Annotated in this window: 17 protein-coding genes; 10 read left to right on the forward strand and 7 right to left on the reverse strand. The window is 59.1% G+C overall.

Going from position 1 to position 17,521, the window contains the following annotated elements:
* The first annotated feature begins 1 nt into the window (after nucleotide 1).
* The 5 genes from ACP7BE_RS09775 to ACP7BE_RS09795 all read left to right on the forward strand — a co-directional run bounded on the left by ACP7BE_RS09775 (nucleotide 2) and on the right by ACP7BE_RS09795 (nucleotide 3,471).
* Nucleotides 2-703 (forward strand): ABC transporter ATP-binding protein, encoded by a 702-nt coding sequence (locus ACP7BE_RS09775; protein ID WP_095002992.1) that lies wholly within the window; start codon nucleotides 2-4, stop codon nucleotides 701-703.
* 294 nt (nucleotides 704-997) lie between these two features.
* On the forward strand, nucleotides 998-1,300 hold the full coding sequence (locus ACP7BE_RS09780) for a BufA1 family periplasmic bufferin-type metallophore (protein WP_095002991.1): 303 nt from the start codon (nucleotides 998-1,000) through the stop codon (nucleotides 1,298-1,300).
* Nucleotides 1,301-1,322: 22 nt separating this feature from the next.
* Nucleotides 1,323-2,201, forward strand: coding sequence for a DUF692 domain-containing protein (locus ACP7BE_RS09785; protein WP_095002990.1), 879 nt, complete (start codon nucleotides 1,323-1,325; stop codon nucleotides 2,199-2,201).
* Nucleotides 2,198-2,971 carry a putative DNA-binding domain-containing protein gene (locus ACP7BE_RS09790; RefSeq protein ID WP_426105679.1) on the forward strand — a complete coding sequence of 258 codons (774 nt, stop codon included), beginning with the start codon at nucleotides 2,198-2,200 and terminating at the stop codon, nucleotides 2,969-2,971. Before ACP7BE_RS09785 ends, ACP7BE_RS09790 begins: the two co-directional genes overlap by 4 nt.
* The gene (locus tag ACP7BE_RS09795) at nucleotides 2,968-3,471 is read left to right on the forward strand and encodes a DoxX family protein (RefSeq protein WP_095002988.1); all 504 of its coding nucleotides are present in this window, start codon (nucleotides 2,968-2,970) and stop codon (nucleotides 3,469-3,471) included. The genes ACP7BE_RS09790 and ACP7BE_RS09795 overlap by 4 nt, the downstream gene beginning before the upstream one ends.
* Here the strand turns inward: ACP7BE_RS09795 and ACP7BE_RS09800 are convergent.
* Nucleotides 3,468-4,376, reverse strand: a complete 909-nt coding sequence (locus ACP7BE_RS09800) for a LysR family transcriptional regulator (RefSeq protein WP_095002987.1) — start codon at nucleotides 4,374-4,376, stop codon at nucleotides 3,468-3,470. The genes ACP7BE_RS09795 and ACP7BE_RS09800 overlap by 4 nt on opposite strands.
* A gap of 104 nt (nucleotides 4,377-4,480) precedes the next feature.
* On the opposite strand from ACP7BE_RS09800, the gene ACP7BE_RS09805 reads away from it, so the two are divergent.
* The 5 genes from ACP7BE_RS09805 to ACP7BE_RS09825 all read left to right on the forward strand — a co-directional run bounded on the left by ACP7BE_RS09805 (nucleotide 4,481) and on the right by ACP7BE_RS09825 (nucleotide 9,724).
* On the forward strand, nucleotides 4,481-5,080 hold the full coding sequence (locus ACP7BE_RS09805; RefSeq protein WP_095002986.1) for a short chain dehydrogenase: 600 nt from the start codon (nucleotides 4,481-4,483) through the stop codon (nucleotides 5,078-5,080).
* A gap of 60 nt (nucleotides 5,081-5,140) precedes the next feature.
* A complete protein-coding gene (locus ACP7BE_RS09810) occupies nucleotides 5,141-5,812 on the forward strand; it encodes a COG3650 family protein (RefSeq protein WP_191623812.1) in 672 nt (223 codons plus the stop codon).
* A 90-nt stretch (nucleotides 5,813-5,902) separates the two neighbouring features.
* On the forward strand, nucleotides 5,903-7,513 hold the full coding sequence (locus ACP7BE_RS09815) for an NAD(P)/FAD-dependent oxidoreductase (RefSeq protein WP_095002984.1): 1,611 nt from the start codon (nucleotides 5,903-5,905) through the stop codon (nucleotides 7,511-7,513).
* Nucleotides 7,514-7,871: 358 nt separating this feature from the next.
* The gene (gene nhaA, locus ACP7BE_RS09820) at nucleotides 7,872-9,050 is read left to right on the forward strand and encodes a Na+/H+ antiporter NhaA (protein WP_095002983.1); all 1,179 of its coding nucleotides are present in this window, start codon (nucleotides 7,872-7,874) and stop codon (nucleotides 9,048-9,050) included.
* A gap of 74 nt (nucleotides 9,051-9,124) precedes the next feature.
* Nucleotides 9,125-9,724, forward strand: a complete 600-nt coding sequence (locus ACP7BE_RS09825; RefSeq protein ID WP_095002982.1) for a hypothetical protein — start codon at nucleotides 9,125-9,127, stop codon at nucleotides 9,722-9,724.
* Between the two features lie 73 nt (nucleotides 9,725-9,797).
* Here ACP7BE_RS09825 and ACP7BE_RS09830 read toward each other — a convergent pair whose 3' ends face one another.
* From ACP7BE_RS09830 to ACP7BE_RS09855, 6 genes are all read right to left on the reverse strand, one after another.
* The gene (locus tag ACP7BE_RS09830; protein WP_095002981.1) at nucleotides 9,798-10,262 is read right to left on the reverse strand and encodes a glycine zipper 2TM domain-containing protein; all 465 of its coding nucleotides are present in this window, start codon (nucleotides 10,260-10,262) and stop codon (nucleotides 9,798-9,800) included.
* Nucleotides 10,263-10,452: 190 nt separating this feature from the next.
* Complete coding sequence (gene pdxH / locus ACP7BE_RS09835; RefSeq protein WP_095002980.1) at nucleotides 10,453-11,100, reverse strand: pyridoxamine 5'-phosphate oxidase; 648 nt, start codon at nucleotides 11,098-11,100, stop codon at nucleotides 10,453-10,455.
* A 23-nt stretch (nucleotides 11,101-11,123) separates the two neighbouring features.
* Entirely contained in the window at nucleotides 11,124-12,242 is a 1,119-nt protein-coding gene (locus ACP7BE_RS09840; RefSeq protein ID WP_095002979.1) for an OmpA family protein, read from the reverse strand.
* A gap of 110 nt (nucleotides 12,243-12,352) precedes the next feature.
* Entirely contained in the window at nucleotides 12,353-13,498 is a 1,146-nt protein-coding gene (locus ACP7BE_RS09845) for a serine hydrolase domain-containing protein (protein WP_095020407.1), read from the reverse strand.
* A 341-nt stretch (nucleotides 13,499-13,839) separates the two neighbouring features.
* Nucleotides 13,840-14,985, reverse strand: coding sequence for a serine hydrolase domain-containing protein (locus tag ACP7BE_RS09850; RefSeq protein ID WP_426105685.1), 1,146 nt, complete (start codon nucleotides 14,983-14,985; stop codon nucleotides 13,840-13,842).
* Between the two features lie 113 nt (nucleotides 14,986-15,098).
* A complete protein-coding gene (locus ACP7BE_RS09855) occupies nucleotides 15,099-17,450 on the reverse strand; it encodes a beta-galactosidase (RefSeq protein WP_426105687.1) in 2,352 nt (783 codons plus the stop codon).
* Nucleotides 17,451-17,521 lie beyond the last annotated feature (71 nt).

A 17,521-nucleotide genomic window follows, 5' to 3' on the forward strand; every position in this document is an offset into this window, starting at 1 on the left:
AATGCTGCAATTCGAAAACGTTTCGACCTTTTACGGCAAGATCCAGGCCCTGCACAGCGTCAATGTAGAGGTGCGCCAGGGTGAGATTGTGACCCTGATCGGCGCCAACGGTGCCGGCAAGTCGACCCTGATGATGACCCTGTGCGGCTCGCCTCAGGCTCATAGCGGCAGCATTCGCTACCTGGGTGAAGAACTGGTGGGGTTGAGCTCGGCCCAGATCATGCGCAAAAGCATCGCCGTTGTACCTGAAGGGCGTCGGGTGTTTGCTCGTTTGACCGTGGAAGAAAACCTGGCCATGGGCGGGTTCTTTACCGAAAAACGGGAATACGAGGAGCAAATGGACAAGGTTCTGCACCTGTTCCCGCGCTTGAAGGAACGCTTTACCCAACGCGGTGGCACCATGTCCGGTGGCGAACAGCAAATGCTTGCCATTGGCCGTGCGTTGATGAGCAAACCCAAGCTGTTGTTGCTTGATGAGCCATCACTGGGGTTGGCACCGATCATCATTCAGCAGATTTTCGATATCATCGAACAGCTGCGCAATGAGGGTGTAACGGTGTTTCTGGTGGAGCAGAACGCCAACCAGGCACTGAAAATTGCTGACCGTGCCTATGTGCTGGAAAACGGCCGGGTGGTGATGCAAGGCACTGGCGAGCAATTGCTCAACGATCCGAAAGTGCGTGACGCCTACCTGGGCGGCTAAACCTGCCTGCGACACACAACGGCCCTTCGGGGCCGTTTCTTGTTAAACGACGCATAAGCTGTCGAAACTCTGTTGTATATCTAGCCCTATTGTGGGAGCGAGCCTGCTCGCGAAGGTCGTTCGCGAGCAGGCTCGTTCCCACAGGTTTACGTTTTTCCTGTAGCCGCTGACGAGGAGCAAAGGCTGCGATCGGCTACATAAAAATAATTCAGATCAGTTGTAACAACGCCCCCCCTTGCCTCTCTAGTTGGGTAACCCGGCAGCAATCGCTACCGGAATTTCTGGAGAGTCACCATGAAAAACCAAACCACCCGCACCTTGTCTGCCGCAGCCCTGGCTCTTGCTCTGGGGTCGGCTCTGAGTATTGCCGCCCTGCCCGCTCAGGCTGCCGACGACATGGAGAAGTGCTTCGGGGTTGCCATGAAAGGGCATAACGATTGCGCCGCCGGCGCTGGCACTACCTGTGCTGGCTCCGCCAAAACCGATCATCAGGCCAATGCCTGGAAACTCGTCCCAAAAGGGACCTGCGAAAAAACCGCCAGCAACACCTCACCAACCGGCTTTGGCCAACTGGCTGCCTACAAAGGCAAGTCCTGATCCGCGCCGCCGAGTGTTGATAATGCACAGCCCGCTTGCTTCGCTTATCGCGCCTCGTGCGCCCCGGCTCCCGCCTCGTGCGGGGCTGGGGCTCAAGGCCGAGCACTTTGTGGATGTACTTGCGAGCCGCCCAGACATCGGGTTCTTTGAAGTGCATGCCGAGAACTTCATGGTAGCTGGCGGCCCTTTCCACCATTACCTGGGCTTGATCCGCGAACATTACCCGCTGTCAATTCATGGCGTTGGCCTGTCGATTGGCGGCGAAAGCCCGCTCAATACCGAACACTTGCGCCGCCTGAGCCTATTGCTCGAGCGTTACCAGCCGCAGATGTTTTCCGAACATCTGGCATGGTCCTCCCACGGGCCATTATTCCTCAATGATCTGCTGCCTTTGCGCTATGACACCGCCACGCTGCACCGGGTATGCGCGCATATGGACCAGGCACAGGATGTGTTGAAGCGCCAGATACTGCTGGAAAACCCCGCGACCTATATCGAGTTCGACGAGGCCCAATTCGACGAAGCCGGTTTTATTCAGGAAGTCATAAGCCGTACCGGCTGTGGCCTTTTGCTGGATGTAAACAATGTGTATGTGTCATGCATCAACCACGCCCGCGATCCTGTTGTCTATCTCGATGCCTTGCCCCTTCAGGCCGTAGGTGAGGTTCATCTGGCGGGTTTTGCTGAAGAAGCAGACAGCCTGGGTCAACGCTTGCTGATCGATAACCACGGCGCACCTGTCGATCAAGCGGTATGGGCGCTGTACCAGCAAGTACTGGACCGAATTGGCCCGATGGCCACCCTGATCGAACGCGACAATCATCTGCCCCCTCTCACCGAACTGCTTCAGGAAGCCCGCTTAGCTGACCGCTACCTGTTCAGCGCACAGGTGCAGCCATGAAACTACAAGAAACATTCAGTGAAGCATTGCTCAATCCACACACGCCCGCCCCCACAGGCATTGCCTGCTACAACGGCGACATTGACCGCCGTTTCGCGGTATATCGCAACAATGTGCAAAGCGGACTGATCAACGCGCTGGCCACCAGCTATCCCGTTGTTGCGCAATTGGTGGGTGAGGCCTTTTTTCAGGCCATGGCGCAGATATTTATTCAAAAACACCCACCCGACAGCCCGGTCATGAGCGCCTATGGCAGCCAGTTCGCCGGTTTTATCAATGCCTTTGCACCCGCCAGAAGCGTGCCCTACCTGGCGGACGTGGCTCGCCTTGAGCGTTTGTGTGTGCAGGCCTTTCACGCCGCAGACGTGTGCGCCGTAAACCCCGGGCTGCTGGCTCAGGCGCTCAACAGCCCCGAGGGGCTGCCCCATTTACACCTGCAACTGCACCCCGGTGTCGCATCGCTGCATTCACCCTACGCCATCGCGTCCTTGTGGGCGGCGCACCAACGCCAGGGACAGATACAGGGACTGGACACGCGCCAACCACAAAGCGTCCTGGTAATACGCAATGAATTGCGCGTGGAGGTATTCACGGTCAGCTCAGGGTGCGCAGTATTTGTGCACTTGCTCAAAGCGGGGAATGCCCTGGGGTTGGCCGCGGCCCATGCCCTGGAAGCCGACCCAGACTTTAACCTGGGCCAGGCCCTGGCACTGTTGATTAGCAATAACACCATCACCGGCTTACAACCCGCCCTCGAGGCCTCGCCATGAATACTCAAACAATAAGCCCCGGCCTGCTACAGCGCTGGATCGGAGGCGCAATCGGGCTGTTGCACTGCATACCCGACACACTGATCGCCTTTGTCGCACGCTTTTCCATTGCGGCGGTGTTCTGGAAATCAGGCCAGACCAAGGTTGAAGGTTTGGCAATCGATCTGGTTGAAGGCACCTTTCAACTCGGTATGCCGCATCTGTCTGACTCTGCGCTGTACTTGTTCAGTACGGAATACAAAGTCCCGCTACTCTCCCCCGAGGTGGCTGCTCACGCTGCCGCCTTCAGCGAGCATGTTTTCCCGGTGCTGATCCTGCTGGGCTTGGCCACCCGGTTCTCGGCGCTGGCACTGCTGGCCATGAGCATGACCATCCAGCTGTTCGTATACCCTGATGCCTACCCGACTCACGGCACCTGGATCGCGGTCTTGTTGTACTTGATGGCCAAGGGCCCGGGTGCGCTGTCGATTGATCATCTGATTGCACAGCGTTTTCGTTAAAGCAGGTCAATGGCCTCACCATTACTCTGGAACCAGCCCACCAGGAAATCCGCCAATACCTGAGTACGCCTGGGCAAACCGCCTTGATAAGGGTGAACCAGATACATGGGGTTGCTGCGCGTTTGATAGTCACGCAACAAGCCACGCAGGCGCCCATCAGCCAACTCGCAGCCAAGCATGTACGAGGGCAAGCGGGCGATGCCGGCACCGATCACGGCCGCTTTTTTCAGCAGACTGTAGTGATTGCTGGCAAACGACCCCGAGACCCGCACTCGTTGCAGTTCATGCTGGCGGTGGTAGTGCCACTCCTCACGACCGCTGTAGTGGCTGTTAAGCAGACAGCGGTGCTCGACCAGTTCTTGCGGCGTAACCGGCTCGCCGTATTGCTCAAGATAGGCAGGGCTGGCGCAGGTGATCTCGTGCCAGTTAAGCACCTGCTTGGCCACCAGCCGTTCATGGCTGGCAACCTGCGAGCGTATCGCCAGATCAAACCCTTCCCGCACCATATCGCGATAGCTGTTGTTGAGCTCCAGCTCGATCTGCACCTGCGGGTATTCGCGGGAAAACTCCAGCAACAGCGAATCAAAGAAGGTCTCGCCCAGGGATACGGGCACGGTCATGCGTACCGGGCCTGCAACATCATCCTTTAGCCGGGCAAGTGCCTGACGTGCCCGCTCCACTTGCACCACCAGCGCCTGGGCTTGTGGCAGTAGTGCCGCGCCAGCCGCCGTAAGGCTCAAGCGCCGGGTGGTGCGATGCAGCAACACCACCGAAAACTGCGCCTCAAGCTGGCTGATACGCTTGGACAACTGCCCCTTGCTGCAGCCCAGTTGCTGGGCGGCCAAGGTAAAACTGCCAGCGTCGATCAAGACCGCGAACGCAGCCAGATCATCCATTTCACTCATGGATTGTTTCCATATGAAAACCAAAGGTTGCCTATTAGTGCGCTTATCCCACTTAAAAAGCACCACTAGACTGAGCACTCACGTCATCCACAAAGGCACACAACATGAAAATCCTTTTGATCGGCGCTCACGGCACCATCGGTTCAGCCATTCGCCGCGAGTTGTCACCGCGCCATGAGATCGTAGAAATTGGTCGAAAAAGCGGGGATTATCAGGTCGATATCAGCGACAGTGAATCAATCCGCCAACTCTTCGCGCAAACCGGGCGCTTCGATGCGCTGATCTGTGCCGCCGGTAACGTCACGTTCGCCGCACTGGCTGACATGAGCGAAAGCGACTTCGCCCTCGGTTTGCAGGACAAGTTGATGGGCCAGGTCAATCTGCTGCTGATTGGCCGCGAGTTTGCCAACGACGGGGCCTCGTTCACCTTCACCAGCGGCGTTATCAACCGCGAGCCGATCCGTACCGGCAGTTCGGCGGCGCTGGTCAACGCGGCACTTGACGGTTTTGTAAAAGCAGCCGCCATTGAGTTGCCACGGGGCCTGCGGGTCAACTCGGTGAGCCCTACGGTCCTGGAAGAAGCGATGGACAAATACGCCCCGTACTTTCGCGGCTTCAAGCCTGTATCGGGCGCCGATGTGGCCCTGGCTTACGCCAAAAGCGTGGAAGGCTTGCAAACCGGGCAGACATTCACCGTAGGTTGAATCACTTGTGATGCATCGCGAGGCTGAGTAACGTGGCGACACCCTTCAGGAGTGCCCATGATGCGTTTTGCCCGTTCCTTAGCTTTGTTCGCCTTGCTGCCCGTGTTTGCCGGTTGCCAGATGTTCAGCAGCAAACCTGCCGACACCACCGCAGGTCAAACCCGCCTGCAGGGCGAGCTGGTATCGGCCAATGATCAATGGGTGTTTCAACCCTGCGTCGGCCAACAGCGCTATGTAGTTCGTGACAGCGCCGACACCACGCTGGTGCAGGACGCGACCTACATGCCCAATAAACCGGGCAAGTTGTTCGCCGATATCCGCGGCCGTTTTAGCGCCAGCACAACAGCCGGTACAGACGGTGAAGTCGAGTTGCAGCAACTCTACCGCCTGGAGCGCAGCAACAGCGCCTGCCAGGATCCCAACTTCAAGCAGGTGACCGTGCACGCCAACGGCAATGGCCCGGCCTGGGAAGTGCAAGCCGGGGGCAAGGGCATGGTGCTCAAGCGCGAAGGCCAGCCCGACCTGGCGCTGCCCTACGTTGAAGAACAGGTCGGCGATGGCCGCTTCTCCCTGTCCACCGAGGCCAACAATCAGCGCATCGAGCTGTGGGTGGCCCCACAACGCTGCACCGACAGTGCCAATGGCAGCGTGCAACATCTGAGCGCCGAGCTACGGATCAACGGTCAGGTCCAGCGCGGCTGCGGCTATTTTGGTGGCGCCCGTAACGACTAACCGATAACTGTTGCCGCATATTGCCCCGAAGCAGCTTACAATTAGCGGTTCTGCCAGGGTTTACCTGGCCCCCGATACTGGACACTGTCAATGTTACGAATCACCGAACTCAAGCTGCCGATCGACCATCCCGATGAAGACCTGCGCCCTGCCATCCTGCAGCGCCTGGGCATCGAAAGTGATGACCTGGTCGATTTCACCTTGTTCAAGCGCAGCTACGATGCGCGTAAAAAATCGTCCGAACTGTGCTTCATCTACACCATCGATGTGAGTGTGCGCGATGAAGCGCCGCTGCTGCTCAAGTTCGCCGACGATCGTAACGTCAATCCAGCGCCGGACGTCAGTTACAAGGTCGTCGGCCAGGCACCCCAGGACTTGACCGAGCGTCCGATTGTGGTCGGCTTCGGCCCCTGCGGTATTTTCGCCGGGCTGCTGCTGGCACAAATGGGTTTCAAGCCGATCATTCTTGAACGTGGTACCGAAGTGCGCCAGCGCACCAAGGACACCTGGGGCCTGTGGCGTAAAAACGTACTCAACCCCGAGTCCAATGTGCAGTTTGGCGAAGGCGGTGCCGGTACGTTCTCGGACGGCAAGCTCTACAGCCAGATCAAGGACCCGAAACACCACGGCCGCAAGGTGCTGCACGAGTTCGTCAAGGCCGGCGCGCCGGACGAGATCCTCTATGTCAGCAAGCCGCATATCGGTACGTTCCGCCTGACCGGTGTGGTCGAAAATATGCGCCAGCAGATCATCGCGCTGGGCGGCGAAGTGCGTTTTCAACAACGCGTGACTGATGTGCTGATCGACAACGGTCAACTGACCGGTGTGATCCTGGCAGATGGCGAGCAACTGAATGCTCGCCACGTGATCATGGCGCTGGGCCATAGCGCCCGGGACACCTTCCGCATGCTCCACGATCGTGGCGTGTATATGGAAGCCAAGCCGTTCTCGGTAGGTTTCCGTATCGAGCACCCGCAGTCGCTGATCGACAGTGCGCGCCTGGGCAAGTATGCCGGCCACCCGAAGCTGGGCGCTGCCGATTACAAACTGGTGCACCACGCCAAAAACGGTCGCTCGGTGTACAGCTTCTGCATGTGCCCGGGTGGCACCGTGGTTGCGGCAACCAGCGAACCGGGCCGTGTTGTGACCAACGGCATGAGCCAGTATTCGCGTAACGAACGCAATGCCAACTCGGGCATCGTGGTCGGCATTACGCCTGAAGACTACCCGGGTGGTCCGTTGGCCGGCATCGAGCTGCAAGAACGCCTCGAATCCCACGCCTATGTGCTGGGCGGCAGCAACTATGAAGCCCCGGCGCAACTGGTGGGCGACTTTATTGCGGGCAAACCGTCCACGGCCCTGGGCAGCGTCGAGCCATCCTATAAGCCGGGTGTGTCTTTGGGTGACTTGGCCCTGGCCCTGCCGGACTTCGCCATTGAAGCCATCCGTGAAGCACTGCCGGCGTTCGAGAAGCAGATCAAGGGCTTCTCGATGCATGATGCCATTCTCACCGGCATCGAAACCCGTACCTCGTCGCCGCTGCGCATGACCCGTGATGCGTCGATGCAGAGCCTTAACGTCAAGGGCTTGTTCCCGGCAGGCGAAGGCGCTGGCTACGCTGGCGGGATTCTGTCGGCAGGTGTCGACGGTATCCGTATTGCCGAAGCTGTAGCGCGCGACATTCTGGGTATCGAAGCCTAGGTTTTGACTCGGTAGGGGCTGCAGCCCTGACATGTAGGAGCGGGCTTGCTCGCGATGCATTCACCACGGTTTGCCAGGCAGACCGTAGCGCCTGTATCGCGAGCAAGCCCGCTCCCACACAGCCACCGCCTTCTCCTTCTTCAGGCGGGATCCTTGCTGAAAAACCAGCAAAGCTGGTCTATTTCCTACAGCCTTCACAGGCACAAATCAGACTCAATTTGACACACAACTGCTAGGCTCTTGAGCGGTGTGTGAGCACGCCGTTGCTTATAACAAAAAAGAATATAGTTTTTGTTTTAACCACTAACCCCACAGGTTAGGGTGTCGCACCTTATTACCTAATTGATGGAGAGCGACCTTGCCTCTGCGTAGCACTTTCACTCGGTTCTTTCAGTTGGAAGCTGCCAGCGGTCTGCTGTTGATTGCCGCGGCCGCTCTGGCTCTGATCGTCAATAACTCACCGCTTTCCCATTACTACACGGCCTTCCTGGACGTGCCGGTAGCGGTGCAAATCGGCGCCCTGCAAATTGCCAAACCGTCGCTGCTGTGGATCAACGATGGCCTGATGGCCTTGTTTTTTCTGCTGATCGGCCTTGAGGTCAAACGCGAACTGCTTGAAGGCCAGCTGTCCAAACCCTCACAGGTGGTGCTGCCCGGCGCGGCGGCAATCGGCGGCATGGTGGTACCGGCGCTGATCTACTGGTTCATCAACAAGGATTACCCGGACGCTCTCGGCGGCTGGGCCATCCCCATGGCCACCGACATCGCCTTTGCCCTCGGCGTGCTGGCCCTGCTCGGCAAGCGTGTACCGGTGTCGCTGAAGCTGTTCCTGATGACCCTGGCGATCATCGATGACCTGGGGGCAATCATCGTGATTGCGGTGTTCTACTCCAGCGAGCTGTCGGGTGTGTCCCTGCTGCTGGCTGCGGCATGCCTGATCGCGCTGATTGCCATGAACCGCATGGGAGTGATCAAGGTCGCACCTTATATGATCGTCGGCCTGATCCTCTGGGTGTGCGTACTCAAAAGCGGTGTGCATGCCACATTGGCAGGTGTAACGCTGGCGTTCTGCATTCCGCTGCGCACCAAGAACTCAGAAACTTCACCGCTGATGAGCATCGAGCATGCCCTGCATCCCTGGGTGGCTTACGCGATTCTGCCGTTGTTTGCCTTCGCCAATGCGGGTGTATCACTGGCGGGTGTCAGCCTGCACAGTTTTGTCAGCCATGTGCCTATGGGCATTGCCGCAGGCTTGCTGATTGGCAAAACCCTTGGCGTGTTCGGCCTGACCTGGATCGCCATCAAGACCGGCATGGCCGCGCTGCCGGCAGGCGCCAACTGGGGCCAGGTGTTTGGCGTGGCCATCCTGTGCGGCATCGGCTTCACCATGAGCCTGTTTGTGGGCTCACTAGCGTTCGTTGCAGGCAGCGATTATGTAGGCATGGACCGTATGGGCATCCTTACCGGCTCGATCCTCGCAGCACTGATCGGCTATGGTGTTACGCTGTTCTTTAGCCGTAAACAGCCGGTGGCGTAACCCTGATGTTGCTCACTCAGGCTGGCTCTCACAGAGACACAGCCCGCCTGAGTGAACAACCAAAAGAGAGAAACGTGGTCGATAAAATGCAGATTGTGCAATACGCCGGCATCACCGTGATGTTCCCGGCAGCGCTGGTGATTGCTGCCTGGTTATGGCTGGGCGCATCCAGAAAAATCGCTTTGCTGTGGTTGGGCGTGCTGGTGACTGCCTACCTGGTGGTGGGCGTCAGCAAGATCCTGTTCAAGGGCTGGGGCGTTGGCCTGCATGACCTGGGCATTGCCGTATTCAGCGGCCACGCCATGAATGCTTGCCTGGTCTTCACCGTGTTGCTCAACCTGCTGTGCCAACAGCTTGATCAGCGCTTGCGCTGGCCTGCACTCGGGGTCGGGTTGCTGGCGACCTGGTGGTTCGCCATCAATTACGTCGCCCTCACCATCCACCCTTTGCCGGAAGCCATCGCCGGAGCGCTGATAGGCTCTGTCGCCGCCTGCGTATTTGTGTTCAGCCTCAGGCAGTACAACGTCAGTCACGTCCCTCGACCTGCCCTGACACTGGGGCTGGCGGTGGTGATGGCCTTCAGCTGTATGCCCAAGTACACGGCAGAACGCTTGCTGGACCATATCGCCATAACGCTGTCTGGGGCCGAGCAGGCATTCAAGCACTCGTCCTGAGCTGCTTTACAGCCATAAAAAACCCCGGCCAGTTCGCACTGGCCGGGGTTTTGTTTTTACGCTGTCGCCTGTTTTACTGGGTAACGCGGCTGGTACCGTCAACGGTCATGATGCGCACGCGCTCACCGGTACGGAATACCTGGTTAGGCTCAACCTGCTGAACGTAAGCACGGGTGCTGCCGTCGTCTTCACGCACGGTGATTTCCACACCCTGGGTCTTGGTCAGGCCCGACTCGGCTGCCGAGCCCAGCAAACCACCGGCCACGGCGCCGATCACTGCGGTGACGATGCTGCCACGACCGCCACCGATGGCGCTGCCGCCTACACCACCCACGATAGCGCCAGTCGCAGCGCCGATCGGGGTCTTGGTGCCTTCAATTTGCACAGGACGCAGGGCAACGATGGTGCCCATACGAACGGTCTGTACACGTCGGGCTTCGTCGCGCGAGTAGGTGTCGCCGGTCAAGCTCGATGTGCAGCCGCCCAACAAAACAGTCATGGTAGAGAATGCTGCAACCAACAGAACGGACTTACGCATGGGATCAACTCCAAAATAACAGGGATTCATTAAACTCCGCAGCCGGTAACCTGTCACGGCACAGGGCGGATAAAAGGGCTTTATTCAGCGTCTGTACAGTAACAATAGCGCTGTTTGCCCACACAAGACTTCGCAAAGAGTAGCGCGAAATAGCCGGTTTGCATTGCGCGCCTTGCTGTAGAGGGTGCCTTCAGGGTGCCAGGCGCTCACGCACCCAGTCTGCCCCCTCACGCCGATAGTTGAGGCGATCGTGCAGGCGACTCGGGCGCCCCTGCCAGAACTCGATGCGCTCGGGCAGCAAGCGATAACCGCCCCAGTGCTCGGGGCAATGGGGCTGGCTGTCACTGAAGCGCGCCTCGGTGGCTTTGAGCAGCTCGACCAGTTCATCGCGATCAGCAATCACCTGGCTTTGCGGCGAGGCCCAGGCCCCGATCCGGCTGCCCAGGGGGCGAACCTGATAGTAGGCATCGGATTCTTGCGCAGTGACCTTGACCACCTGACCCTCGATGCGTACCTGACGCTCGAGGGTTGGCCAGAAAAAGGTCATGGCCGCGAACGGGCGCTCGGCCAACTGCTGGCCCTTGGCACTGGTGTAGTTGGTGAAAAAGGTAAAACCCTGTTCATCCAGCCCCTTGAGCAACAACACCCGACAATGCGGCCGCCCGCGGGCGTCCACCGTGGCCAGGGTCATGGCATTGGCCTCGACCGGTGGCTGCTCGGTTTTCACCGCATCGCCGAACCACTGATGAAACAGCGCGAAAGGCTCGGCCGGGGCCTGAGCCTCGGCCAGCCCGTCACGGGTGTAGTCACGTCGCATATCCGCCAGTGCTTGAGTCATGCCCCCATCCTTCCTTGAATCAGTCAGTTCTTGGCCTGATCGTTGGCGGCAACTTTCTTGTCCGCAACAGCTTTGGCTTTAGCGACAACCGGCTTTTTTGCTGGCGCTGGCTTGGCCGCTTTTTTGGCCGGCGCAGCCTTTTTGGCTACGACGCCTTTCTTGGCCGGTGCTGCATTCTTTTTGGCCACAGAAGGAGCAACAGCTGGCTGCACCGCAACCAGCTCGGCCGGGGTGAGGACTGGCTGGCTGTATTTGCTGACCAGGGCAACCATGGTGGCTTGCGGGGTCATCAGGATTTCAACCCGACGGTTCAGGGCGCGACCTTCGTTGCTGTCGTTGGCTGCGCGAGGCATCACCGAACCCATGCCACGCAAGGTCAGGCGGTTACCTTGCAAACCGCTCATACGGAAGATCGCTGCCACCGATTTGGCACGGTCCAGGCTCAGACGGGTATTGGCCGCCATTGCGCCCGAAGAGTCGGCATGCCCCAGCACCAGCACGGCGGTTTTTGGGTCGCCTTCAACCACTTTGGCCACTCGGGTAAACGGGCCAAGCATGGACGGCATCAGCAAGTCCGGGCGGGTGGCCTTGAACGAACTGTCAGCCGAAGCCACGATAATCAGCAGATTCTCGCGACGCTCCAGTTGCAGGTTGGTGTCCTTGATTGCAGTACGCAGGCGGGGCTCATATTCGTCCAGCCAGGCCTGGGTAATTTTCGGATCCGGCATCGGGATCACGCCAACCGGCGAAGTTTTGGCGTCTTTGGCATCGCTATCAAACGGCCACCACCAGTTTTTCGAAGAGGCTGCTGCAGAGGCAGGCGCGGCGGTGACGGCTACTTTTTTGTCCTTTTCAACCGGGGTGTCTTTTTTCGCCGAGTCAGAGCCAAAAGGCCACCAGCTGGAACCGCTGTCTTTGGCTGCGACCGCTGGGGCGGTGGCAGTTTTGGTTACCGGTGGCGTTGTTTTGCTGTCTGCTGGCTTGGCCGCAACAGTGGCAGTTTTATCCGCAGGAGTCGACGCCTGGTCGGACGAGCCCAACTGCCACCATTTGTGGCCACCTTCGGCGTCATTCTGTGGAGTTTGTGCGCAACCGGTAATAGCCAGGCAAAGAGCCAGAGCGAGGGTCTTATTAGATGACATTGAATATCCACACAATGAATTAAGAATTAAAGAGGCACTAAGCCCACTATAAAAAACGTATTGAAAACAGAAAAGCTACCGAGTTCCGACCTATGGCCTACAAATCCTGCTTACAGGCACTCAGCCAGTACTCTAACCAGTTTTTGCGCCCGGGGATCCATCAATATATTGGGCCCAAGGGTATTGGTCACAAATCCAAAGGCCACCTCGCGATCCGGGTCGGCAAAGCCGGTCGACCCCCCAGCCCCGGGATGACCGAAAGCTTTTGGCCCAAGGCCAAACGTCGCGTTGGGCACGCTTGGCTGATCCAGCATGCACCCCAGCCCAAAACGGGTTTGCGTGCGCAAGGTTTTATCCTCGCCGACGCTGTGCTCGCGGGTCAGTTGCTCCAGCATTTCGGCTTCAAGCAGGCTGCCGTCCAGCAAACCGCTATAAAAACCGGCCAGGCTACGGGCATTACCATGCCCATTGGCCGCTGGCTGCTCCATTCGGCGCCATTCGGGTTTGTTGGTACTTGTCATAATAGACGGTGGATTGGTGAATGCCCGCGTACTCATGGATGAAGGCTCATTCATCATGGCCTTCAACAGGCGCTGCGCAGCCGCATCCCCCATATTGCCCTTGCTGCGGGCAACATGGGCCACCCGGTAAAACTCTTCGTCACCCAGCCCGACATGGAAGTCCAGCCCCAGCGGCCTGGCCGTCCGCGCCATGATTGACTGGCCCGCACTGCGGCCATCGGCGCGGCGAATCAGCTCGCCCACCAGCCAGCCATAGGTGATCGCGGCATAGCCGTGCCCTTCGCCCGGCGTCCACCAGGGGGTTTCGGCGGCCAGTGCATCGACCATGGTTTGCCATTCATACAGCGCCTCGGCCGGCATCAATTCGCGCAAGGCCGGCAAACCCGCGCGATGGCTCAGGAGCTGACGCAACGTGATGGACTCTTTGCCGGCAGCAGCGAACTCGGGCCAATAGCGGGCCACTGGCACATCCAGCTCCAGCTTGCCCTCTTCGACCAGTTGCAACGCCGTGACAGCGGTAAAAGGTTTAGTGCACGAAAACAGATTGGCAATGGTGTCTGTGTGCCACGGCTGCTCGCCGTCCTTGTCAGCGGTACCGGCCCACAGGTCGAGAACGGTTTCGCCACCGATCTGGATGCACAACGCCGCGCCGCGCTCTTGCGGATCATTGAAAAGATCGGCAAACGCCTCGCGTACTGCTTCGAAGTTAAGGTCGTGAAAACCCTGAATCTGCACCCGGACCTCCTGGATCAAGCATGGCTCTACAAGGCGTGCATTGTTCCAGCACCAGTAAGATTTTGAAACAGAGCAAAGCGCTCTGAGCACACAATTTTTGTGCGCTGTTGAGTCGGCGGGCAAAGTATCAGCAAGGGCGTGTTTTTTTTGTGAAAAAAGGCAAAACACCCATGGCAAAAATCTCGTCGCAGCTGACTCGCGGAGCGAGGCTGCGTCCGGCGGCGCAGCCGTCGTAAAACCTGACTTGCGGGTATAACTGACATACCGCAGGGTCTGATTTCGCGACGGCTTTGCCGCCGAACGCAGCCTCGTTCCTTCGGCAGCTGCTACTTAGGGTGTGTCTACAGCGCGGCGTAGACCAAAGGCGCAAGCTTCTGCACCCGCGGGTCCATCAGCACATGGCTGCCCATGGTGGTGGTGACAAAGCCGAAGCTCACCTCCCGCTCAGGGTCGGCAAAGGAGATTGGCCCGCCCAGCCCCACATGCCCGAATGCCTTTGGCCCCATCCGATGGGAGGCTCCCGGGTCCGCCGGCTGCTCCATCATGCAACCCAGGCCATAACGCATGGGCCGCAGCAGCGTGCGGTCCATATCGTTACTGTGCTCGCGGGTGAACTCTGCGAGCAGCTCAGGCCCCACCAGGCGCCCGCCCAGCAGCGCACTGTAAAACCCGGCCAGGCCATGGGCGGTACCGTGGGCATTTACGCCGGGATGGCGATAGGCCCACCAGCGCGGGTCAGCCGTTTGCCGTGATCCCATGGCGGGATTGGTAAATGCAAGGGTCGCGACATGCTCAGGCTCACTGACCATCACGGCACGCAAGTCCTGGGCGTAGTTATCACCCGTTCGCCCTTCAGCGCGCTCGAAAAAGGCAATGCGGTGAAAGTGCTCGGCATCAACGCCCATATGAACTTCAAGGTCGTTGGGCTCGCAGATTCGCTCGTGGATAAAGGTACAGGGGTCGCGACCATCGGCCCATCGAACCAGCTCGCCAAGGATCCAGCCATAGGTGGTGGCGCCATAACCGACACTGGTTCCCGGTTCCCACCACAAGGGTTCTGCCGCGACGACTTCGGCCATTGCATCCCAGTCGTACATAATGGGCGTGCGGCTGGACAAACGCAGCGCCGGGATACCTGAGGTATGGCACAACACCTGGCGCAAGGTGATGCGCTCCTTGCCGCCCTGGGAAAACTCCGGCCAATAGTGGGCAACCGTCTGATCCAGCTCGAGCTTGCCCTCTTCCACCAGCATCAGTGCCGCGATGGCGGTGAAGGGTTTGATACAACAATAGGTGTTGACCAATGTGTCGTGGTTCCAGGGCTGCTCGCCCTCCAGATCCGCCACACCCGCCCATAAGTCGACAACGGTTTCGCCGCCCACCTGCACACAAACACCGGCTCCTCGCTCCTGAGGATCATCGAAGATCGCCTCAAAGGCTTCCTGAACGGCTTCGAACCCACTTGCACACTTCCCTTTCGCTTCCATTTCGAAGTCTCCATTCAGTTGGAATGCAAGACCTTAGTTTTAAAGTGGGAATTGAAAAGGAAGAAACCCCTACTGGGCGACGAAATACATCGCCGCCCATCGGGCAGGAAAAATCAGTGCCCCTTGCCCGAGTGCCCACCTGCATGCCCCGCGCCAGAGCGTCCGCCGCTGCCATCATCGGTTGCATGCACAGGCGCCTTGACGGCTTTTTCGGCTTCGGCCTGGGCCTTGGCGGCCTCCTGGCCCAACTGGCCAAGGGCCTGCAGGTTGGCCTTGCGCACGCTGTCGACAAAACCGGTAAACGGCAAATCGGTGATACCGATCATGCCAAAGTGGCCGTTTTCGCCGTCGAGCAACCGGCCTGTGACCGGCTGGTCCAGGTACTGGAACCAGTGCACGCCAACAATCGACGGTTCTGCCACCGCCTGTTTGAGGAACTTGCTGTAAGCCGGGCCACGGGCTTCTTCGTTGGCCACTTCAGTGACGCCGCCCCAGAACGGGCCACGGTCACGGGAGCCGAAGTTGAACTCGGTGATCATTACCGGCTTGTCCAGTTCGCGCAGTTTGCCGAAGTCATAGCCGTCTTGCGGTTGCAGGGTGTAGAAGTTGAAGCTCAGTACATCGCAGTATTTGGCACAGGACGCCACGGCCTCTGGCGTACTGACGGCAAACCGTCCGCCGAGCAGCAAGTGGTTTGGAGCATGCCATTTGAGCGAGTCGGAAATGGTCTTGAAGTAGGTGTCAGCAAAGACTTTCTGGAAATACTGATAATCCGCCTCGATTTGCGGGTGCTCGGCGTTGGGCAAAGGCCCTTCAAAACCCGGGTCCTCCATCAGCTCCCAGGCCGGAATTTCAATACCCCAGGCCTTGGAAAGACCCTGCTGGTTGCGGTATTTGTCACGCAGCTGCTTGAGGAAGGCCCGCTTGGCGGGTACATCCGTGGTCATGCGCAAAGTGCCTAGGGCCAATGCATAACGGGATTTCGGGTCATTACCCGGACCAGCCCAGGCCAGTTCGTTGTCGGCAAAGTAACCGATCAACCATGGATCATCGCGATGATCGCGAGCGGCAATGGCCACGGCGCGCTCGGTGGCCATGGCAAAGCGCGGGTCAAACGGGTCGGGCATGCCACCCCACCAGTCGGTGCCGGTACTGATGCTGGTGTAGTCCCCCACAATCGACAGCGGCAGGGTGTAGGGCACGCGATCGTTGAGGCCCAGTTCGGGGTCGCTCCAGTTGCCGATGGTGTTGAAGCCCCAGGCTTGCAGGCGATCCAGGGTGCGGGCCTGCCAACGCTTGGCATCAAAGGCTGGAGGTGCACAAGGGCTCACCGGTGCGCTATCCGGTTCAGTTTTAGCCGTTACGCAGGGTTCACCGTAGATGCGCTGCAGGTTGGCGGCATAAAAGTTGTACCAGCGCCCGGCGTCAAAGCCCCTGCCCTGGGTCGAGGCGTTGCCGCTGTTGTTGTTCGCATTGCCGTAAAAACTGGCCAGAGGAGTGCCATCTTGGGGCAAATCGGTAAACATCCACTCACGGCCGGCAACATAGGTCTGGCTGTCGTTGGCCGTTACGGCATTTAGGCCCAGCGAGTAAAACGGGTGACCTTCAGGGGTGATCAGGTTCCAGCGGCCATTGCGCTTTTCTGTGCGGAAAAACCCGGTTGCCTCAAACCCCGCGCCCTTCAGCCAGCCGCCGTACTTGTCCTGGTCGGCACGCCCGGCCAGCCAGCCTTTGAGTTGCTGCTGTTCTTTTGCGGCGGCGCCCTTGAGCTGTTCGTCATTGGCAACACGCTCCGGCCATTTGGCGCGGGTCGACTGGCCGTAGCCGTCGACGATCGCGCCGTACACGGCCTTGATTACGCCTGTGCCGTCCTGCACGCCGAAGCGCTCCAGCAGGATGCTCTGCGCGACGCTCGGTTGCGCAATCGACAGACTTACCGACACCACCTGGCTCAGATCGATTTCGCCCTGGCTGCTGGCCAGCAGAATGCGCTGGCCATCCAGCGTCATCGGCATCGGTGGGCCGGCGCGCATGCCCTGGCTGTGGGGAGAATTGGCTTTTAGCGGCAACAACAGGGTTTGCGCCGGGTCGGCAGGCAGGTCGACACGGCTGGTCAGGGTTTTGCCGTTGCTGCTTTGCACGGTCACGTCCAGCGTAAGTGCCCAGTTCATGGCGTTCTGGATGCGCAGGGTCATCATCCCCGACTGCGACCAGTCCCATACCCCGGTTTGCGGAGTCAAACGCAGGCTGGGCGCGACGGCCGGGTTGAAGGTGACGCGGCGCAGCACTTCGCCTTCGGCTGTTTGCTCCGCATTGTATTGCGGCAAGATCGCATCCGTAGTCGCCACTTGCACCACATCGGCAGGGCGAACGAAATTGAACAGGGTTTGTTGGCCAGCAGGCGCCGCCAACAGCGGAGTCGTGACCAGCAACGCAAAAACAGCAGACAGCGAACGGCGAATCATATGGATCTGGTTCTCCCAAACGGCCGAAAATCGGCCTGTGAGGTGGTGAAAGTCAAAGCATAGACAGCAAA

The organism is Pseudomonas sp. TWR1-1-3 (assembly GCF_049896805.1).
In the GTDB taxonomy this organism is placed as follows: domain Bacteria; phylum Pseudomonadota; class Gammaproteobacteria; order Pseudomonadales; family Pseudomonadaceae; genus Aquipseudomonas; species Aquipseudomonas bubulae.